The 17380-nt window shown below is 72.1% G+C and carries 13 protein-coding genes; 5 read left to right on the forward strand and 8 right to left on the reverse strand.

Features of this window, described 5'->3' with window-relative positions:
* Positions 1-20 precede the first annotated feature (20 nt).
* From ccsB to hemL, 7 genes are all read right to left on the reverse strand, one after another.
* Entirely contained in the window at positions 21-1139 is a 1119-nt protein-coding gene (ccsB, locus tag OG447_RS04615) for a c-type cytochrome biogenesis protein CcsB (RefSeq protein ID WP_266934996.1), read from the reverse strand.
* Positions 1136-2863 (reverse strand): cytochrome c biogenesis protein ResB, encoded by a 1728-nt coding sequence (locus OG447_RS04620; RefSeq protein ID WP_266934997.1) that lies wholly within the window; start codon positions 2861-2863, stop codon positions 1136-1138. The genes ccsB and OG447_RS04620 overlap by 4 nt, the downstream gene beginning before the upstream one ends.
* 13 nt (positions 2864-2876) lie before the next feature.
* Positions 2877-3662, reverse strand: coding sequence for a cytochrome c biogenesis CcdA family protein (locus tag OG447_RS04625; RefSeq protein WP_266934998.1), 786 nt, complete (start codon positions 3660-3662; stop codon positions 2877-2879).
* Between the two features lie 4 nt (positions 3663-3666).
* The gene (locus OG447_RS04630; protein WP_266934999.1) at positions 3667-4308 is read right to left on the reverse strand and encodes a TlpA disulfide reductase family protein; all 642 of its coding nucleotides are present in this window, start codon (positions 4306-4308) and stop codon (positions 3667-3669) included.
* Between the two features lie 76 nt (positions 4309-4384).
* Entirely contained in the window at positions 4385-5599 is a 1215-nt protein-coding gene (locus tag OG447_RS04635; RefSeq protein WP_266935000.1) for a hypothetical protein, read from the reverse strand.
* 143 nt (positions 5600-5742) lie between these two features.
* Complete coding sequence (locus OG447_RS04640; RefSeq protein WP_266935001.1) at positions 5743-6438, reverse strand: histidine phosphatase family protein; 696 nt, start codon at positions 6436-6438, stop codon at positions 5743-5745.
* On the reverse strand, positions 6435-7757 hold the full coding sequence (gene hemL, locus OG447_RS04645; protein ID WP_266935003.1) for a glutamate-1-semialdehyde 2,1-aminomutase: 1323 nt from the start codon (positions 7755-7757) through the stop codon (positions 6435-6437). The genes OG447_RS04640 and hemL overlap by 4 nt, the downstream gene beginning before the upstream one ends.
* A gap of 292 nt (positions 7758-8049) precedes the next feature.
* Here hemL and OG447_RS04650 point away from each other — a divergent pair, with 292 nt between their 5' ends.
* Entirely contained in the window at positions 8050-8487 is a 438-nt protein-coding gene (locus tag OG447_RS04650; protein WP_031145102.1) for a hypothetical protein, read from the forward strand.
* A 211-nt stretch (positions 8488-8698) separates the two neighbouring features.
* Entirely contained in the window at positions 8699-10765 is a 2067-nt protein-coding gene (locus OG447_RS04655) for a DUF4157 domain-containing protein (protein WP_266935004.1), read from the forward strand.
* A gap of 223 nt (positions 10766-10988) precedes the next feature.
* Here the strand turns inward: OG447_RS04655 and OG447_RS04660 are convergent, their stop codons facing one another.
* Complete coding sequence (locus tag OG447_RS04660) at positions 10989-12365, reverse strand: hydrolytic protein (protein ID WP_266935005.1); 1377 nt, start codon at positions 12363-12365, stop codon at positions 10989-10991.
* A 168-nt stretch (positions 12366-12533) separates the two neighbouring features.
* Between OG447_RS04660 and OG447_RS04665 the strand changes: the two genes are divergently transcribed.
* The 3 genes from OG447_RS04665 (at position 12534) to OG447_RS04675 (ending at position 17374) form a co-directional block, all read left to right on the forward strand.
* Entirely contained in the window at positions 12534-13205 is a 672-nt protein-coding gene (locus OG447_RS04665; protein ID WP_266935006.1) for a LuxR C-terminal-related transcriptional regulator, read from the forward strand.
* A 204-nt stretch (positions 13206-13409) separates the two neighbouring features.
* Positions 13410-16673 (forward strand): hypothetical protein, encoded by a 3264-nt coding sequence (locus OG447_RS04670; protein WP_266935007.1) that lies wholly within the window; start codon positions 13410-13412, stop codon positions 16671-16673.
* Complete coding sequence (locus OG447_RS04675) at positions 16670-17374, forward strand: DUF4255 domain-containing protein (RefSeq protein ID WP_266935008.1); 705 nt, start codon at positions 16670-16672, stop codon at positions 17372-17374. Before OG447_RS04670 ends, OG447_RS04675 begins: the two co-directional genes overlap by 4 nt.
* Positions 17375-17380 lie beyond the last annotated feature (6 nt).

Consider the following 17380-nt stretch of genomic DNA (forward strand, 5'->3'; position numbering starts at 1 on the left):
CAGCGTCCCACTCCCGCGGGTCAGACGCCCGAGTAGGAGTGCAGTCCGTTGAGGACCATGTTCACGCCGTAGTAGTTCCAGATCCAGCAGGCGAAGGCGAAGAGCGCGAGGTACGCGGCCTTGCGGCCCTTCCACCCGGCGGTGGCACGGGCGTGCAGGTAGGCGGCGTACGCCACCCACGTCACGAAGGACCAGACCTCCTTGGGGTCCCAGCCCCAGTAGCGGCCCCAGGCGTCGCCCGCCCAGATCGCGCCCGCGATGATCGTGAAGGTCCACAGCGGGAAGACGGCCGCGTTGATCCGGTACGCGAACTTGTCCAGCGAGGCCGCCGAGGGCAGCCGCTCCATCACCGAGGTGCGGAAGCGGCCCGGCGTACGGCCTTGCTCCACGTGGCCCTCGTAGGCGTCCCGGAACAGGTAGAGGACCGTGCCGGCGGCGCCGATGTAGAAGACCGCGCCGCAGAAGATCGCGGTGGAGACGTGGATGTACAGCCAGTACGAGTCCAGGGCCGGGACCAGCTGGTCACTGGCGGTGTACAGCACCTTGACGGCGATGCCCAGGTCCAGCAGGACGCTGGTGACGAGGATCAGGCCGAGCCAGCGGACGTTCTTCTTCAGGGCCAGCAGGGCCAGGTACGCGCCCACGGCCACCGTCGAGAAGGTGATCGAGAACTCGTACATGTTGCCCCAGGGGGCCCGCTGCACCGACATCGCGCGGGCGACGACGCCGCCCGCCTCGATGAGGAAGCCGAGCGCGGTCAGCGAGATCGCGATCCGCCCGTAGAGGTCGCCCTGCACGGTGCCGCCGGCGGCGCCCGGGCCGTCGGGGACGTCGCGGCTGCCGGCGGCGGAGCGGGTCACGATCTTGGGCTTGTCGAGGACGGCGGTCCCCCCTCCGGTTTCACCGGCTCCACCGGAGCTTCGCGCCCCCTTCTGCCGCACCTGCACGGCGGGCGCGCCGGCGGAGGCGCCGCCGCCCGTCAGCGCGGCGGCCGTACGGCCCACCTTGCTGCGGCTGCCGAAGACCCACTCGGCGATGTGCGCGAGGAAGGCGAGCGTGTAGACCGCCATCGACGAATAGATCAGGACATTGCTGATCTCAGCCAGGTTCTCGTTGGCTGCGGCTGCGAGCGGCGTCATCCGCGCTCTCCTTCTTCAGCTTCGACAGGTTGGGGCGCCGAGGGCGCCTGCTCGTGCAACGTGGCGGCGAGCACCGCCAGCTCCTCGGGGAGCCTGGCGGACTCGCTGCGGCCGAGGCCCGCCATCTCGACGACGGTCACGCCGTCCTTGCCGGGCACCGCGCGGACCCAGATCCGGCGGCGCCGGATGAACAGGGACGCGGCCAGTCCGCCGATGGCGGCGACCGCCCCCACCAGGGCGAGGGTGTTGCCGGGCTGCTGGGACACCTGGAAGGTGGCCCACCGCTCGATGCCCTCGAACTTCACCGTGCCCGCGCCGTCCGGCAGCGTCATCGACTCGCCGGGCAGCAGCTTCTGCTTGAAGAGCGCGCCGTCGGCGTCCTTGAACTCCTTCATCTTCGAGGTGTTCAGCTGGTACACGTTCTGCGGCAGACCCGAGTCCACGCCCAGGCTGCCGTGGTAGGCGCTCAGCGCGAGGACGGGGAAGTCCAGTGCCGGGAACTGCGAGAGCATCGTGCCCTTGCCCTCGCCCGCGAAGGTCGGCACGAACATGGCGTTGAAGCCGAGCTGCTCCTTCTCCCCGCCCGCGTTGCGGTAGCCGTCCGTCACCTTGACGGCGCCCGAGGAGCTGAGGTTGTTGTCGAAGGGCAGCATCGGCACGGAGTCCTTGTAGACCACCTTGCCGGTGGAGTCGGTCACCGAGATGACCGGCGCGTAGCCGTGGCCGAGCAGGTAGACCTTGGCGCCGTCGACCTGGAGGGGCCGGTTGACCTCGATCTCCGCCTTCTTGGGCGCGCCGTCCGCGCCCTCGCTGTAGGTGACGTGCGCCTTGAACTCGCGCGCGGTGCCCTTCTGCGGGCCGGTCTTCTCGTACTCCGCGTCGAACTGGTCGAGCGTGAAGGAGAAGGGTGGCAGGTCGTCGGAGTCGAAGAGGCTGCCGGACTTGAAGTCGTCGTACTGGGTGAGCGTGTTCGCGAAGCCCTTGCCGCGCAGGACGAGCTTGCCGCCCTCGGACTTGAAGAGCTGACCGGTGGCGAAGGCCACCAGGAGCACGATCAGGGCGATATGGAAGGCCAGGTTCCCGGTCTCGCGCAGGTAGCCCTTCTCCGCGGCCACGGCGCTCGTGCCCGGCTCGGTGCGGAAGCGCCGGCCGCGCAGGAGCGTTCCGGCGTACGCGAGCACGTCCTCGGGGGACTTCTCCGTACGCCACGTCGTGTACGCGGGCAGCCGGTCCAGCCGCTTGGGGGCGCCGGGCGGGCGGCCGCTGAGCTGGCCGACGAACTGCCAGGTGCGCGGCACGATGCAGCCGATCAGCGACACGAACAGCAGGATGTAGATCGCGGAGAACCACACCGAGCTGTAGACGTCGAAGAGCTGGAGCTTCTCGGCGACCGGGACCCAGAACTCGTTGTTCCGCTTCCAGTCCTCCACCTTCATCGCGTCGACCTGGGTCTGCGGGATGAGGGAGCCGGGGATGGAGCCCAGCGAGAGCAGGAAGAGCAGGATCAGCGCCACCCGCATGGAGGTGAGCTGCCGCCAGAACCAGCGGGCCCAGCCGATGACGCCGATGCCGACGGGCGCGGTCGGGCTGTCCTCCAGCGGGGCGGTCGAGAGCTGGGCGCCGGCCTCGCCGAGCGCCGGCTCGTGTTCGGGCCCGCGCTCCTGCCCGGCTGGACCCTCGGATCGGTGCGACGCCTCGGTGGGCGTCTTGTCTGTCGTACTCATGTCCGTTAAGTCCTCAGATCCCCACCGTGAAGCCTTGGGTCCAGCTCTGCATGTCCGAGACGATGCTGTTCCACATTCCTGTGACGAGCAGGAGACCGGTGAGGATCAGCATGCCGCCGCCGATGCGCATCACCCATGCATAGTGCTTCTTCACCCAGCCGAACGCGCCGAGCGCCTTGCGGAAGGCGAGCGCGGCGAGGATGAAGGGCAGGCCGAGGCCGAGGCAGTAGGCGACGGTCAGCAGCGCGCCCCGGCCCGCGCTCGCCTGGTCGAGGGAGAGCGTGGTGACGGCGGCGAGGGTCGGTCCCATGCAGGGGGTCCAGCCGACACCGAAGAGCACGCCGAGCAGGGGCGCGCCGACGAGGCCGGCCGTCGGCTTCTTGTGGAAGCGGAACTCCCGCATCGTCAGACCTGGGATCGCCCCCATGAAGAAGAGACCCATGACGATCACCAACCCGCCCAGGACCCGGGAGATGATCTCCGTGTTCTCCCGGAGGCTCTCGCCGAAGTAGCCGAAGAGCGCGCCGGTGGAGACGAACACGGCCGTGAAACCGGCGATGAACAGGCTCGCGCCCGCCAGCATCCGGCCGCGCCGCGCCTCGGCGAGGTCGGCGCCGCTGATGCCGGTCACGTAGGAGAGGTAGCCGGGGACGAGCGGGAGCACGCACGGAGAGAGGAAGGAGACCAGTCCGGCGAGCACGGAGATGGGCAGGGCCAGCAGCAGGGCGCCGTTGAGGACGGTCGTGTTCACGCCGGTCTGTTCGGCGGCGAGGACGAGCCCGGGGACCACGGTGACCACGAGGTCACTTCTCCGCGAGGAGGGGGTCGATCATCGAGCGCAGCTGCTCTGCGTTGACCGGGGCCAGGACGCGCGCGGCGATCTTGCCCTCCTTGTCGAGGACGATCGTGGAGGGGATGGCCTGCGGGTTGAGCGCGCCCTTGGGGAAGCGGAGCATCAGCTTGCCGTCCGGGTCGTAGAGGCTCGGGTAGGTGATCCCGTAGTTCTCTTCGAAGGCGGTCGCGTTCTGCTTGCTGTTGTCGCGGGTGTTGATCCCGACGAAGGAGACGGGCTGCCCCGCGTCGGCCAGGTCCTTGGAGACCTGCGCGAAGTACTTGGCCTCGCCGCGGCACGGCGGGCACCAGGAGCCCCACACGTTGAGGACGACGACCTTGCCCTTGAGGGTGGTGGTGTCCAGGGTCTGCCCGCCGACGGTCTCGCCGTCGAGCTTGGGAGCCTCGGTGCGGTCCCCGCGGGCGACGGTCGAGATGCCGCTGGGGCCCGTCACGTAGTTGCCGCCGGCGCTGCCGGAGGGCTTGTCGCCGTCCGAACCGATGCAGGACGTCAGGGTCATGGCGCCCGCGACGGTCACCGCGGTCAGCAGGATGGCGCGGCCGCGGGTCGAGCGGCAGCTACTTCGGCGAACACGGGCGCGGCTAAGGCTCATGTGAAAAGTTTCGCATGAGCAATTCACGGATTTGCCGCACCCCCCGAAGGGGTGTGAAGGTCCTGGTCAGGCCCGGTCAGGGCGCGGCCAGGTACGTGGTCCAGCCACCGGCCGGCGGCCGGCCGGGCCCGAGGGCCCGGAGCTTGGTGAGCACCGCGGGGTCCTGGACGTCCAGCCAGTCCGCGAACTGGCGGAAGGATACGAGCCGTACATCCCTTTTGTCCGCCATGCCCTTGAGGGCTTCCTCGACGGCGTCCATATAGATGCCGCCGTTCCATTCCTCGAAGTGGTTGCCGATGAAGAGCGGCGCGCGGTTGGTCTCGTAGGCCCGCCGGAAGCCGCCCAGGTAGGTGGCCGTGGCCTGGGTGCGCCAGGCCGGGTAGTTGGCGGGCACCCCCTTCGTGGTGTTCTTCGACTGGTTGGCGAGGATGTTGTAGTCCATGCTCAGCACCTCGAAGGAGTGCCCGGGGAAGGGCAGGGACTGCAGCGGCAGGTCCCAGACGCCCGACCTGCGCACCGGCCAGACCTGGAGGCCGCCGGGCGAGCTGGAGTCGTAGCGCCAGCCCAGGTTCTGGGCCGTCGGCAGCAGGTTGTCCCGGCCCAGGAGGCAGGGGGTGCGGGCGCCGGTCAGCTCCTTGCGGTAGTCGAAGGGCAGCGGGTCGAGGTCGGTGAAGCCGGTGTGCGTGCGCCAGCTGGTGACGAACGACACGGCCTGGTCGATCTCGCTCTCCCAGTCGGCCGGGGTCCACTTGCCGACGGAACCGGCGCCGCCGCAGAAGTGGCCGTTGAAGTGGGTGCCTATCTCGTGGCCGTCGAGCCAGGCCTCACGGACGTACTTGAGGGTGGAGCGGATGTTCTCGTCCTTGAGGTAGCCGATGTCCGAGGCCCCGGCGGGGTTGTTCGGCGGCAGGTAGAGGCTCCGCTTCGACTCGGGCAGGAGGTAGATGCCGGAGAGGAAGAAGGTCATGGCCGCGCCGTGGTCCTTGGCGAGCTTGAGGAAGCGCGGGAAGAGGCCGTTGCCGACCTCTCCCGCGCCGTCCCAGCTGAAGACGACGAACTGGGGCGGGGTCTCGCCCGGCTGGAGGGGCACGGGCTTGTCCGGCTGGTTGGGCTGCGGGCCCGTGTCGGCGGTGGAGCCGTCGCCGATGACCTTGGCCGGGGGCCGGCCGGATGCGTCCGGGCCCAGCGGGCCGGGCTTGCCCGGGCCGGATCCGCCGCCACAGCCCGCGATGCCCGCGGCCGCGGCACCCAGTCCGAGCCCGAGCACTCCCCTTCGACTGAAGTCGCGCATGTCACCGTCCCGTCGTCAGACCCAAAGGCTCATGTTCGTTATATAAACGGACAATTAGCCTGGGCTTGTGCGCTGACACGGTGATTCCCGCGCGTCTTGTATTTATTTAGGCAAAGCTGTAACAGATCGTCACAGAATGTGGATCAGGCTCCGAAGGCCTTGGACTTCCCCTTCACGGGCTTCGCCCCGGCCAGCAGGTGCGCCGGGACCAGGTCCCGGGCCGGCTCGCTGTAGCCCACCGACACCAGCTTGTCGCCCTGGTACGTGAAGGACGTCAGCGAGGCCAGCGTGCACTGGCGGCGGCGCGGGTCGTGCCACAGCCGGCGCTTCTCCGCGAAGCTGCGCACGATCCAGATCGGCAGCTGGTGGCTGACCGCCACCGCCTCGTGCCCGCGGGCCGCGTCGCGCGCCGCCTCCAGCGCGCTCATCATCCGCACGACCTGCTCGACGTACGGCTCGCCCCAGGACGGCTTGAACGGGTTCGTCAGGTGCTTCCAGTTGCCCGGCTTGCGCAGGGCCCCGTCACCGACGCCGAAGGTCTTGCCCTCGAAGACGTTCTCCGCCTCCAGCAGCCGCCCGTCCGTGGCCAGGTCCAGGCCGTGGCTCTTGGCGATCGGCGCGGCCGTCTCCTGAGCCCGCTCCAGCGGGGAGGACACCACGTAGGCGATGTCCCGGTTCTCCAGGTGCTCGGCGACCCGGTCGGCCATCTGCCGGCCCAGCTCGGAGAGGTGGTAGCCCTCCCGGCGCCCGTAGAGGACCCCGTCCGGGTTGTGCACCTCGCCGTGCCGCACCAGGTGGACGACGGTGATGTCGGGGTCGGGGGTGTCGCTGCTGCTCATGCGGTGGCCTCCGCGGCCGCTCGGGCGGCGGCCGGCAGCGCCGCCGCGATGCGCTCGATCGCCCGCTCGTCGTGGGCGGTGGACACGAACCAGGACTCGAACGCGGACGGCGGCAGGTAGACGCCCTGCGCCAGCATCGAGTGGAAGAAGCCGTTGAAGCGGAAGCTCTCCTGCTTCTTGGCGTCGTCGTAGTTCTTGACCTCGTGATCCGTGAAGAACACGGAGAACATGTTGGACGCGGTCTGCACCCGGTGCGCCACGCCTTCCTTGCTCAGCGCCCCGGTGACCAGGCCCTGGATCTCGGCGGACACCGCGTCGACCTTCTCGTACGCCGCGTCGTCGAGCAGGCGCAGCTGCGCCAGACCGGCGGCGGTGGCGATGGGGTTACCGGAGAGCGTGCCGGCCTGGTAGACGGGGCCCGCGGGCGCGAGGTGCCCCATGACGTCGGCGCGGCCGCCGAACGCCGCGGCCGGGAAGCCGCCGCCCATGACCTTGCCGAAGGTCATCAGGTCGGGCTTGACCCCGTCGACCCCGTACCAGCCGGCGCGGGAGGTCCGGAAGCCCGTCATGACCTCGTCGGAGATGTACAGCGCGCCGTTCTCCCGGCACGCGTCCGCGAGACCCTGGTTGAACCCGGGCGCCGGGGTCACGACGCCCATGTTGCCGGGCGCTGCCTCGGTGATCACACAGGCGATCTCGCCGGGGTGCGCGGCGAAGGCCGCCCGTACCGCGTCGATGTCGTTGTAGGGGAGCACGATCGTGTCCCCGGCCTGCGCGCCGGTGACCCCGGGGGTGTCGGGCAGGGCGAAGGTCGCCAGCCCGGAACCGGCGGCGGCCAGCAGCGCGTCCACGTGGCCGTGGTAGCAACCCGCGAACTTCACCACCTTGGCGCGGCCCGTGAAGCCGCGCGCCAGGCGGATCGCCGACATGGTGGCCTCCGTCCCGGAGGAGACGAGCCTCACCTGCTCGACGGGTGTGATGCGCGCGACGATCTCCTCGGCGAGCGCGACCTCGCCCTCGCCGGGCGTGCCGAAGGACGTGCCGCGGGCGACGGCTGCCTGGACGGCCTCGATCACGGCGGGGTGGGAGTGGCCGAGGATCATCGGCCCCCACGAGCAGACGAGGTCGACGTACTCACGGCCGTCGGCGTCGGTGAGGTACGGACCGGTGCCGGACACCATGAACCGGGGCGTACCGCCCACGGCACGGAAGGCACGGACCGGAGAGTTCACGCCGCCGGGGGTCACGAGGGAAGCGCGCTCGAAGAGCGTCTGCGAAACTGGGGCTTCATACGGGTACGGGTAGCTCACACCAGCCATGGTCTCAGAGGCCGCGACAGACTTGCGGACGGGCGTTTCACCGCGCCGCCGCGGGGGAGGTCACTGCCATGATGATCAGGCTGCGTGGCGGGGGCCGCGGAGCCGGGGCAGGCAAGACCAGTCGGGTGGAGATATGCAACGCGGTGGTGGACCGGGCGAGGGTACGGACGGCCTGGATCCGCAGCGCGCCCGCGAGTCCCGCCGCCGGGGCAGGCACCGCCGCGCCGCAGAGGCCGCCGACGCGGTACCGGGGCCCACGCAGCCGCTGGACGGCCTGCCCAGGGGGCGCGGCATGGGAGTGACGTACAAGTACTTCGGCGCCCCCGACGGCGCGACCGCGGCCCGGGTCCCGGTCACGATGCGCCCGGAGGAGCTCGGCGGCGACGAGCTCGGCATGGGCGGCCTGTTCACCAAGATCAAGCCGGAGACGGTGGCCGCGATGGTCCTGACCGGCATCGAGGGCATACCCCTGCACAAGGTGCCCCCGCTGGAACTGGTCGTCCTCCACCCCGACTACGCCGTGGTGAAACTCCCCATGACGGTCGTCGACCCGCTGCGCGGGATCGGCGAGGAGTCGGTGGGCGCGGCCGCCTTCATCTGGTCCACGGTCCCGGACCGCGGCGGCCCGCGCGACGCGTTCAACGTCTACCAGCTGCTCCACGAGTGGCAGGACTTCTCCAACCGCCTCCACGAGGCCGGCCACCAGCCGTACTGCCTGGTCTGGCCCTGACCTGGGCTTTCGTCCATCGCGGGCAGCCTCCTGCGTGGACTGCCCCGTCGTGGGGGGCGGGTGCGGGGCCGATGGCCCCCGGTAGTGCCCTTCCGTAGGTGCCGGGAGCAGTGGGTCGTTCCCCCGGGTGTGCCCGAACGGGCATGCCGCCGGGCGGGTTCCGCGGGTAAGCAGGTGTACGTCCCTCCGCGTCCCCCGAGAGGCATGCCCCATGCGTATCCCCGCCCGCGACAAGGCAGCAGACGATGCCTCCAAGGACAGCTCCGCCGCGCCCCGGCAGGCAGGCCGGGGTGGTGGGGACCGGCCCGCCGCCGCGCCCGCGGCGGCGACACTGCCGGCGCTCCAGCGGGCCATCGGCAACGCGGCGGTGACGCGCATGCTCGCCGCGGGCCACGGCGTCGCCCCCGGGCAGCAGGACGCACCGGTGCAGCGTGCGACCGCCCATGACGTGCTCCGGTCGCCGGGACGGCCGCTCGAAGGGCCCCTGCGCGAGGAGATGGAGAACCGGCTCGGCGCCGACTTCTCCGACGTACGGGTGCACTCCGATCCCCTCGCGCAACGGTCCGCGGCCGAGATCGGGGCCCGGGCGTACACCTCGGGCAGCCATGTGGTCGTCACGGACGGCGGCAAGGACAAGCACACCCTCGCCCACGAGCTCACCCATGTCATCCAGCAGCGGCAGGGGCCGGTCGCGGGGTCGGACGCCGGTGACGGGCTGCGGGTCAGCGACCCCGGCGACCGTTTCGAGCGGGAGGCCGAGGCCAATGCGAGCCGGGTCATGGCCGCCCCCACGCCCGCTCCCGCTCCCGTACAGCGTGCCGACTGCGAGGCGCACGGCGCACCCGCGCCGGGCTCCGGCGAGCGGGCCGTCGTGCAGCGCAAGGGGCCCGAGGAGCTCGGCCCCTCGCTGCCGGCGGACCCGCCGCGGCCCGGGGGACTGCTGGGCCGGATCATGGCGCGTTCCCAGAGGCAGGAGCCGTCGGACCCGGTGGTGGCGCGGGTGCGGGCGAGCATCGCCGCGTACGACAACGATCCCCACCGCGACCCCATGCACTGCATGATGACGCTGTCGACCCTCACGCAGGAGATCGCCCCGGCCGAGGACGAGGCGACCGCGGCCGTGAAGCCCTGGCTGTCCGCCGCGCTCAAGGTCATCAAGGACGAACTGGTGCTGGTGAACGACCAGCTCGTCCGCGACAACGAGTTCCCCGACGGGGCGCGGGAGCCGTTCGGCGCGATGACCGACAACGGCATGCTGTGGCAGCAGGAGCAGTGGGCCGACAGTGCGGCCGCGTTCCACATGCACGGGGCCAGTTACTTCCGGGAGCTGTCCGAGCTCAACCGGGCCGGGATGGCCAAGGAGATCGCCGGGCAGCAGGGTGACCAGGGCTGGGTCTCCGATGTCAGGAGCAAGCTGACGACCGCGCTCCAGGGGAGCGTGCTGTGTCACTACACGGCCAGGTCACGGGCCGAGCAGATGCGCGGCCAGGGGCAGATGAAGTCCAAGACCGAGCTGCTCAGGCAGAACCCCGACGCGCCGAACAACTCGGAGGCGTACGACAAGCACGTCCTGGCCAACGAGGGCTTCGTCTTCTTCTTCCTGGAGGTGCCGAACAGCCCGTTCCGCGAGACGCGGTTCGGCGGCGAGGAGCCGGCCCGCATCGAGATCCCCCTGACCAGGTCCCCCCTGATGAGCCAGGGCTGGCTGATGCTGAGCGACTTCGCGCAGCGCGAGTACCCCACCGTGCGGGCGAAGCCCGAGGACCCGGCGCAGACGCAGAGCAGGCTGGGCACGCGCGAGGACACCTTCTCGGAGGGGTTCTCCCTGCCGGTGCGGAAGTTCGATGTCGGGGCCGGGAAGGCAGCCCCGATGGACATGGAGAAGGTCATGGACGCGATGGGCGCGGAGCAGGACCCGGAGCGCAGGAGCCAGGTCATGTTCGCCATGACCCAGGCGCTGGCGGACCCGCACAGCACCATGGCCTACGGATCCGGCGCGCAGGAGCAGGTCCATTCCGAGCGGCTGCGGTCCAACACCCTGATGGGGCGGGACATCGTGCCGGGCCTGGTGGAGCGGGCCGTGGTGGAGATCCAGCGCCTCGGGGAGGTGAATCCGCAGCTCGCGGCCAAGCTGAGGGCGATGTCCGGAGACGAGCTGATGCGGTTCCTGCTCAAGGACCTCCTGCGGCCGCAGGCGATGCTGCCGAACTCGGTCGACCTCAGCGCCGCCTCGGTGGTCCTGTCCTCCGGTCAGGAGGTGGGAGCCGCCACGCACTGACCGGGGCGCAGGAGGGGCCCGCCGGGATCAAGCCATCTTGGTTTCTTGTTCAACTATCACTGAGCTCCCCGGAGTTCACCGCTCCGGGGGCGTCGAGATGAGAACGTAAGGCCACAAAGCGGACTGTTGATCGATTCCCCGAACTGCCGGTTTCCGGACGGTGGAGCAAAGGCTCCCTTTGCCATCGCACAAAACCTGTCCGACGATGTGCGTGCCGCCCGGATCACCTGAGGTCGCTCAGCACACCGCTCACGTTGAGCACCTCGTGGCAATCCTGCGCCTGACGGCCGGTGGCGGGGGTGCCCGGCTTCGCACAGGTCACCTGGACGGTCACAGTCTGGCTCTCGGTGATGCTGATGGGGGTGACCCAGTGGTAATCCTGGTTGCGGAACGTCTCCAGCGCGATCGTCGTGATCTTGCGGTCGCCGAAGCTGATGGTCACCACGCCTTCGTCGCCCTGGAAGTTGGCGACAACGATGTCCGTGATCCCGAACGCCTTGCCCGCCGGCACCGTGTAGGCACCGGTCCTGGTCTGCCCGGCGCCGGTCTGCAGGTCGACGGTGGCCGAGCTCTGCTGCCCGCCGACGCCCCCGCCGGCTCCGGCACCCGCACCGGCTCCGGCGCCCGCACCGGCTCCGGCACCGCCTCCGCCCGTCCCGGGCGCGGGGCTCTTGCCGCCGCCCTGCTGCTGGGCGTCACCGGCCCCCGGGATCTGCCCGTTCACGTCCGCACTGGGCGTCGGCCGCTTCTGCACCGCCTGGTCGGCGGCCTCCTTGGCCGTGCTGCGCACGGCCGGGCGTACCAGCAGGAACCAGGCGAGCAGCAGCGCGAGCAGCGCGGCCAGGACCGCGAGCAGCCAGGTCGGGAAGATCGGGATCTGGATGAACTCCACCTCCAGCGGGGCCCGGACGGCGTCCGGCTCCGGCCGCTCCTCGCCGTCCCCTCCGGCACCCGCACCGGCACCGTCACCGTGGGCGGCTTCGGCCACCTCCACGGTGAACGGCCAGGTCACCGGGGCTCCGAACCACACCGGTTTGCCGGTGCGGACCCGCAGCACCACCTCGGCGGACTCCCCCGGCTCCAGCTTCAGCGCCGCGGGGCTGAAGTCGAACTTCAGCTCCTCGCCCGGCTGCGCGGGCGTGAAACCCAGCCGTACGGGGGAGTTGCCCTCGTTGCGCACGGCAAGCCGGTAACGCCCGCGCAGCCAGCCGCGGCGGCGTTTGGGAGCGCTCTCTGCGCGCAGCTCCCGGAACTCCTCGACGTGCACGGTGGTCTCGGGGACCCGTACGGACTCGGGGTGCTCGGTGGGCAGCACGCGCACGGCGAGCGGCACGTCCCCGGCCCGCACCTGCGGGGAACGCGGCGGCGCCAGACGGATCGTCACCGTCTCCGAGGTGCCGGGGTACAGGGAGACGCGCTCGGGTTCCACCGTGGTCCAGGCAGCGCAGTCGCCGACGACCTCCAGGCGGTACGCCTCGACGATGTCGCTGTCGTTGCGGACGGTCAGGCTGGTGGATGCGGTACCGCCCGGCGTCACCGACACCGGCGGGATGTCGAGGCCGGGCGCGCCAGGGCTGGGAGAGGCTGCTGGGGATATCACACCTCGACGCTACGACGACGGCGCGGCCACTTCCAAGGACGCGAGGGCAACGCCCCGGGCAGCCCCGATGCCCCCGCGGGCTCTCCTCAACTCCTCGCCGTGGACCACCTGTTGGCCATCGGCCCCCTTTCGTGTCCTCACTTACGCATCACGGAACAGGTACGACACATGCCCCAGCCCGAGAGCAACGGTCCCTCCTCCTCAACCGGCGCCGGCCGACGGGTCACCGTGGCCGTGTACGCGTCGGACCCGATCCTGCACGTCGGGGTCGTCCACCAGCTGCGCCAGCGCCCCGAGATCGAGCTCGTCGACGACAGAGACGCCGACGGCGCGCAGGTGTCGCTCGTGGCCGTGGACAGCGTGGACGACGAGACGGCCGCCCTGCTGTACCGGCTGCGGCACAACTCCGACACGCGCACCGGGCTCGTGGTCGGCACGTTCGAATCCGGGGACGCGTTACAGCGCGCCATCGAATGCGGGGTCACCGCGGTGCTGCGGCGCGCCGAGGCCGACCAGGACCGGCTCCTGGGCCTGGTCCTGGCGATAGCGAACGGCGAGGGCGTGCTGCCCGGCGACCTGCTCGCGAAACTCCTCGACCACGTCGGCAGCCTGCAGCGCTCGGCGCTCGACCCGCGCGCCGTGTCCCTGTCCACCCTGACCGCGCGCGAGGCGGACATGCTGCGCCTGGTGTCGGACGGCCTGGACACCGCGGAGATCGCGCGCAAGACCGCGTACTCCGAGCGGACCGTCAAGAACGTGCTGCACGAGGTCATCACGCGGCTGCAGCTGCGCAATCGCACCCATGCGGTCGGCTACGCCCTGCGCAACGGGCTGATCTGACCGTACGGGCGGGGGCGCGGCAGCGGTCCGGCCGCCGGGCTGCCGAGGGGCCGCCGCCGCGTCGGCCGCCCCCGCCGCTGCCCGAAAGCGCACCGGGTGCTTCCCCCGGGTCCGGCCCCGCGGCCCTGCCGGTCCGCGGGTGCCGGGACGCAGGGTGGCGGGATCATGCGCAGATGCTGCACCCGGACAGTGAGGTGGACCGTGATGGGCACGGGTGGCTCCGACGGTCGGCGACACCGCTGGGGGAGGGCCGGCGCGTCGCTGCTGCTGCTGGCCCCCCTGCTCGCGGTGACGGCGGCCACCGGCCCGGGCGACGCCGAGGCGCGGGCCCTGCCGGCCGACGCCGGTGACAGCCGGGTCGCGTACGCCGGTACGCGCCACCGCAGCCTGGGCCGGGTGGCGACCGGTACGTCCAGCACCCCGCTGTTCGGCGAGGGCCCGGCGCACCAGGACCTCCAGCCCGCCGCCCTGGGCGACCAGTTGGTCTTCGCCAGCCGCCGCGACGAGCGGAACCCGCAGGTCTACCTGCGGTCCGCGGACGGCTCGGTGCATCGCCTGACCAGCGGCCTGGACGCGGCGCACCCCCGGCTGACCCCGGACGGCCGGGCGGTCGTATTCGACGCGGCCCGGCCCGCCGGGTCCGGTGGCACCCAGCGCGACCTGTGGCTGGTGCGCACCGACGGCACGGGCCTCACCCGGCTGACCGACACCCCCGAGAACGAGGAGCACCCCACGGTCTCGCCGGAGGGCGGACGTCTGGCGTACTCCAGCGACGGCGACCGGGCCGCGGGGCGGCAGGTCTACGTACGCCCCCTGCGGGGCGGCGCCGCCACCCGCGTCACCGACCCCGGCAACGGCGCGGCCACCGAGCCGGTGTGGAACCCGGTGGACGACGCGGCGAACCGGGACCTGATCGCCTACACCGCCACCGGACCCGCCGGGCCCCGCCTGAGGTGGACCGACGGGCGCGGCGACGGGCCGCTGCTGGCGGGCGCGCAGGCGGGCTGGCGTACCCACGGGGCAGCCTGGCTGCCCGACGGGGACGGTGTGCTCTTCCTCAGCCCGGACCGCACCTGTGACTGCGAGGGCGACTGGGACCACGTCTTCCGGGTGCCCGCCCACTCGGCGCAGACGCCCGAGGTGGTGCTCAGCGAGGACCGCGAGGTCGGCCCGCCCACCTGGCTCGGTCCGCTGAAGGGCGGCGGCGCCGTGGTCGAGCGGACCTCGGCCGCCGGGCCGCACGTGGTGACCCTGCAAGACGCCCGGATGGACGGCTCCGACCCCCGTGACCTCGGCCTGACCATCCTCAAGGAGGACCCGGCGGCCGATACCAACACCGACCCGGCCAAGGACCCGCTGTTCCAGCCCGCCCCCGGGTACGACCCGTGGACCGAGCGGCAGAACTACACGCCCGACGGACGCAGGATCGTCGTGACCCGCTTCGAGGACACGCCGGACGGCCGGATCGAACGGATCTGGATCGTGGACGCCGACGGCTCGAACGCGGCGCCCCTGCCGCTCGCGGGCCGCGGCCCCAAGGACTGGGACACCGACCCGACGTTCTCCCCCGACGGCAGGTCCCTCGCCTTCACCCGGACCTCGCCCGGCGGCGTCGGCGGCGCGGCGGGCCCCTCGCGCATCCTGATCGCGGACGCCGCCACCGGCGCGGTCCGCGGCGAGATCACCCCGCCCGAGGGCCGGCCCCGGGGCGGCGACGCCCAGCCCACGTGGTCCTCCGACGGCACGACACTTGCCTTCACCCGCAACCACGTGATCAACGGCGGTGGCGGCAACAAGCACGTCTGGACCGTGCCCGTGGACCGCCTGGACCGCCAGCGGGACCTGAGCGCCGCCGTCTGCCCCGGTGCCTGCGAAGTCATCGACGACAGCCCGGTGTTCTCACCGGACGGCGCCACCCTCGCCTTCAACCGCAAGAACGGCGGCGGCCGCCTCGACGAGGAGGGCGGCATCCTGCTCGCCTCCCCGGCGGGCGACGCCTGCCGGGTCCTGCTGCCCGACGCCGCCCGCGACGTGCCGGGGGCCTGCGGCCGGGAACTGCCCGGCACCCCGGACCGCGGACCGTTCCAGCCCCGCGACGCCGCCTGGACCGCCGACGGCAAGAGCCTGGTGCTCAGCGCCCGCGGCTCCCGGGCCCCCAACAGCCCGGAGAAACTGAAGCTGGTGGACGTGGCCTCCGGCGCCCACAGCCTGCTCGTCACCGGCCTGCCGGGCCGCCAGAAGGAACCCAGCGTCCAGCAGTCGGTGGACCTCGCGGTCCGGGCACCCGACAGGGCCGCGCCCCTGACCGTGGGCGACTCCGCCACCGTCCGGGTGGACGTCGTCAACCACGGCCCGGCGGCCTCGCCCGGTACCCGGCTGACCGTCGCGCCCCCGGCCGGTGCGACCGTCACCGCGCTCACCGCGCCCGGCGCCACCTGTGACGCCGAGGCACTGACCTGCGCCCTGGGCGTGGTGCCCCCCGGCACCACCGTCCCGGTGACCGTCACCCTCACCGGCGTCACCCCCGGGGACCAGCCGGTGGACTGGTCGGTCACCGGCACCGTCCTCGACCCCCGCCCCAGCGACAACGCCGACCGGACCGTGGTGCCGGTGCGCGCGGCCCCCGAACCCCCGGAGCCCACCCCGACGCCGACACCCACCCCGACACCCACCCCGACGCCGACGCCGACACCCACCCCGACGCCGACGCCGACGCCGACTCCGACGCCGACTCCGACGCCGACTCCGACGCCGACTCCGACGCCGACTCCGACACCGACGGCCACGCCGACGCCCGCACCGCCGGAGCCCCCCGCGCCCCCGGCCGGCCCCGGCGTGCGCGTCACGGCGCAGCCGAACCCCGGCTACGTGGGCGGCCGCGTCGTCGTCACCTACACCGTCCGCAACGGCCGCAACGCACTGGCCACCGGCCTGCGGCTGCGCATCGGCCTCCCCCAGGGCGTCCCCCACAACGGGCCGCCGCCGGGCTGCGACCAGAGCTGGACGTGCGCGCTGCCGGACCTGGCCCCCGGCGCCCGGACCGTTCTCCAGGTCGTCCTCAGCCCCGACAAGGCGCTCACCGACCGGGTGACGGGCAGCCTCACCACGACCGGCACCGACGCCGACCCCCGCGACAACACCGCCGAGCAGCAGCTGCGCATCCTCCAGCCGCGCATCGTCGCCGTCCCGCCGATCGGCAGGCCCGGCTTCGTCACCTCCGTACGCGGCGAGGACTTCCCGCCCGGCGTGCCGGTGCGGTTCACGTGGAAGCCGGGCATCACGGCAGCGGCGGCACCGACCTTCCCGCGCCGCGACGGTACGTTCATCGGCCAGCTGCTGATCCTCGCCAAGGACCAGACCGGCCCCCGGGTCATCACCGCGGCCGGCCCCGGCTTCTCCCCGGTGCAGACGGACTTCCTCGTGGTCAACGGCACGGTGCAGCCGCCCGACGAGGTGACCCGCCGGTGATCCACGAAGTCGACGAGGGGCTGCGCCGGCTGCTGGCGGAGTCCGGCCTGGAGGCGTCGGGCGTGGAGGTGGTGTTCGACTCGCCGACGCGTGACTGGGCGGCGCGCCGCAGCGCGCCCACGGTCTGCGTGTTCCTGTACGACATCCGCGAGGACCACACCCGGCGCGGCAGCGGCGCGGGCGAGGTGTACGACGCGGACGGGTTCGTGATCGCGCGCCGCACCCCGCCGCGCTGGTTCGAGCTGACGTACCTGGTCACCGCGTGGGCGAGCAGGCCGCAGGACGAGCACCGGCTGCTCTCCCAGGTGCTGTCCTGCCTCGTGTCCACCGACTCGCTGCCCCCGCGCCTGCTCACCGGCACGCTCGCCGAACTCGGGCTGCTCGTGGACGTGGACGCGGGGGCCACCGGAATGGACGCACCGGCCGCCTCCGACGTGTGGTCGGCGCTGGGCGGCGAGCTGAAGCCTTCCCTCGGGCTGCGCGTGAAGGCACCGCTGGCGGGCATCAGCAGGGTCACCGCCCCGCCGGTCACCGAGGGGCTCGTCGTGCGCTCCGTACCGCGGGCCGAACCGGACGGGACCGAGGACGCGCGCCGGCTGCGCTACGCAGAGCTGGGCGCGCCGGGACCGGAGGGATTCGGCGGCTCCCGGGAGCGGCCGAAGGCCCCCGCGCGCCGCCGGCGGGGGGAACGGCAGCCGTGACGCACA

It is taken from the genome of Streptomyces sp. NBC_01408, from assembly GCF_026340255.1.
Lineage (GTDB): Bacteria > Actinomycetota > Actinomycetes > Streptomycetales > Streptomycetaceae > Streptomyces.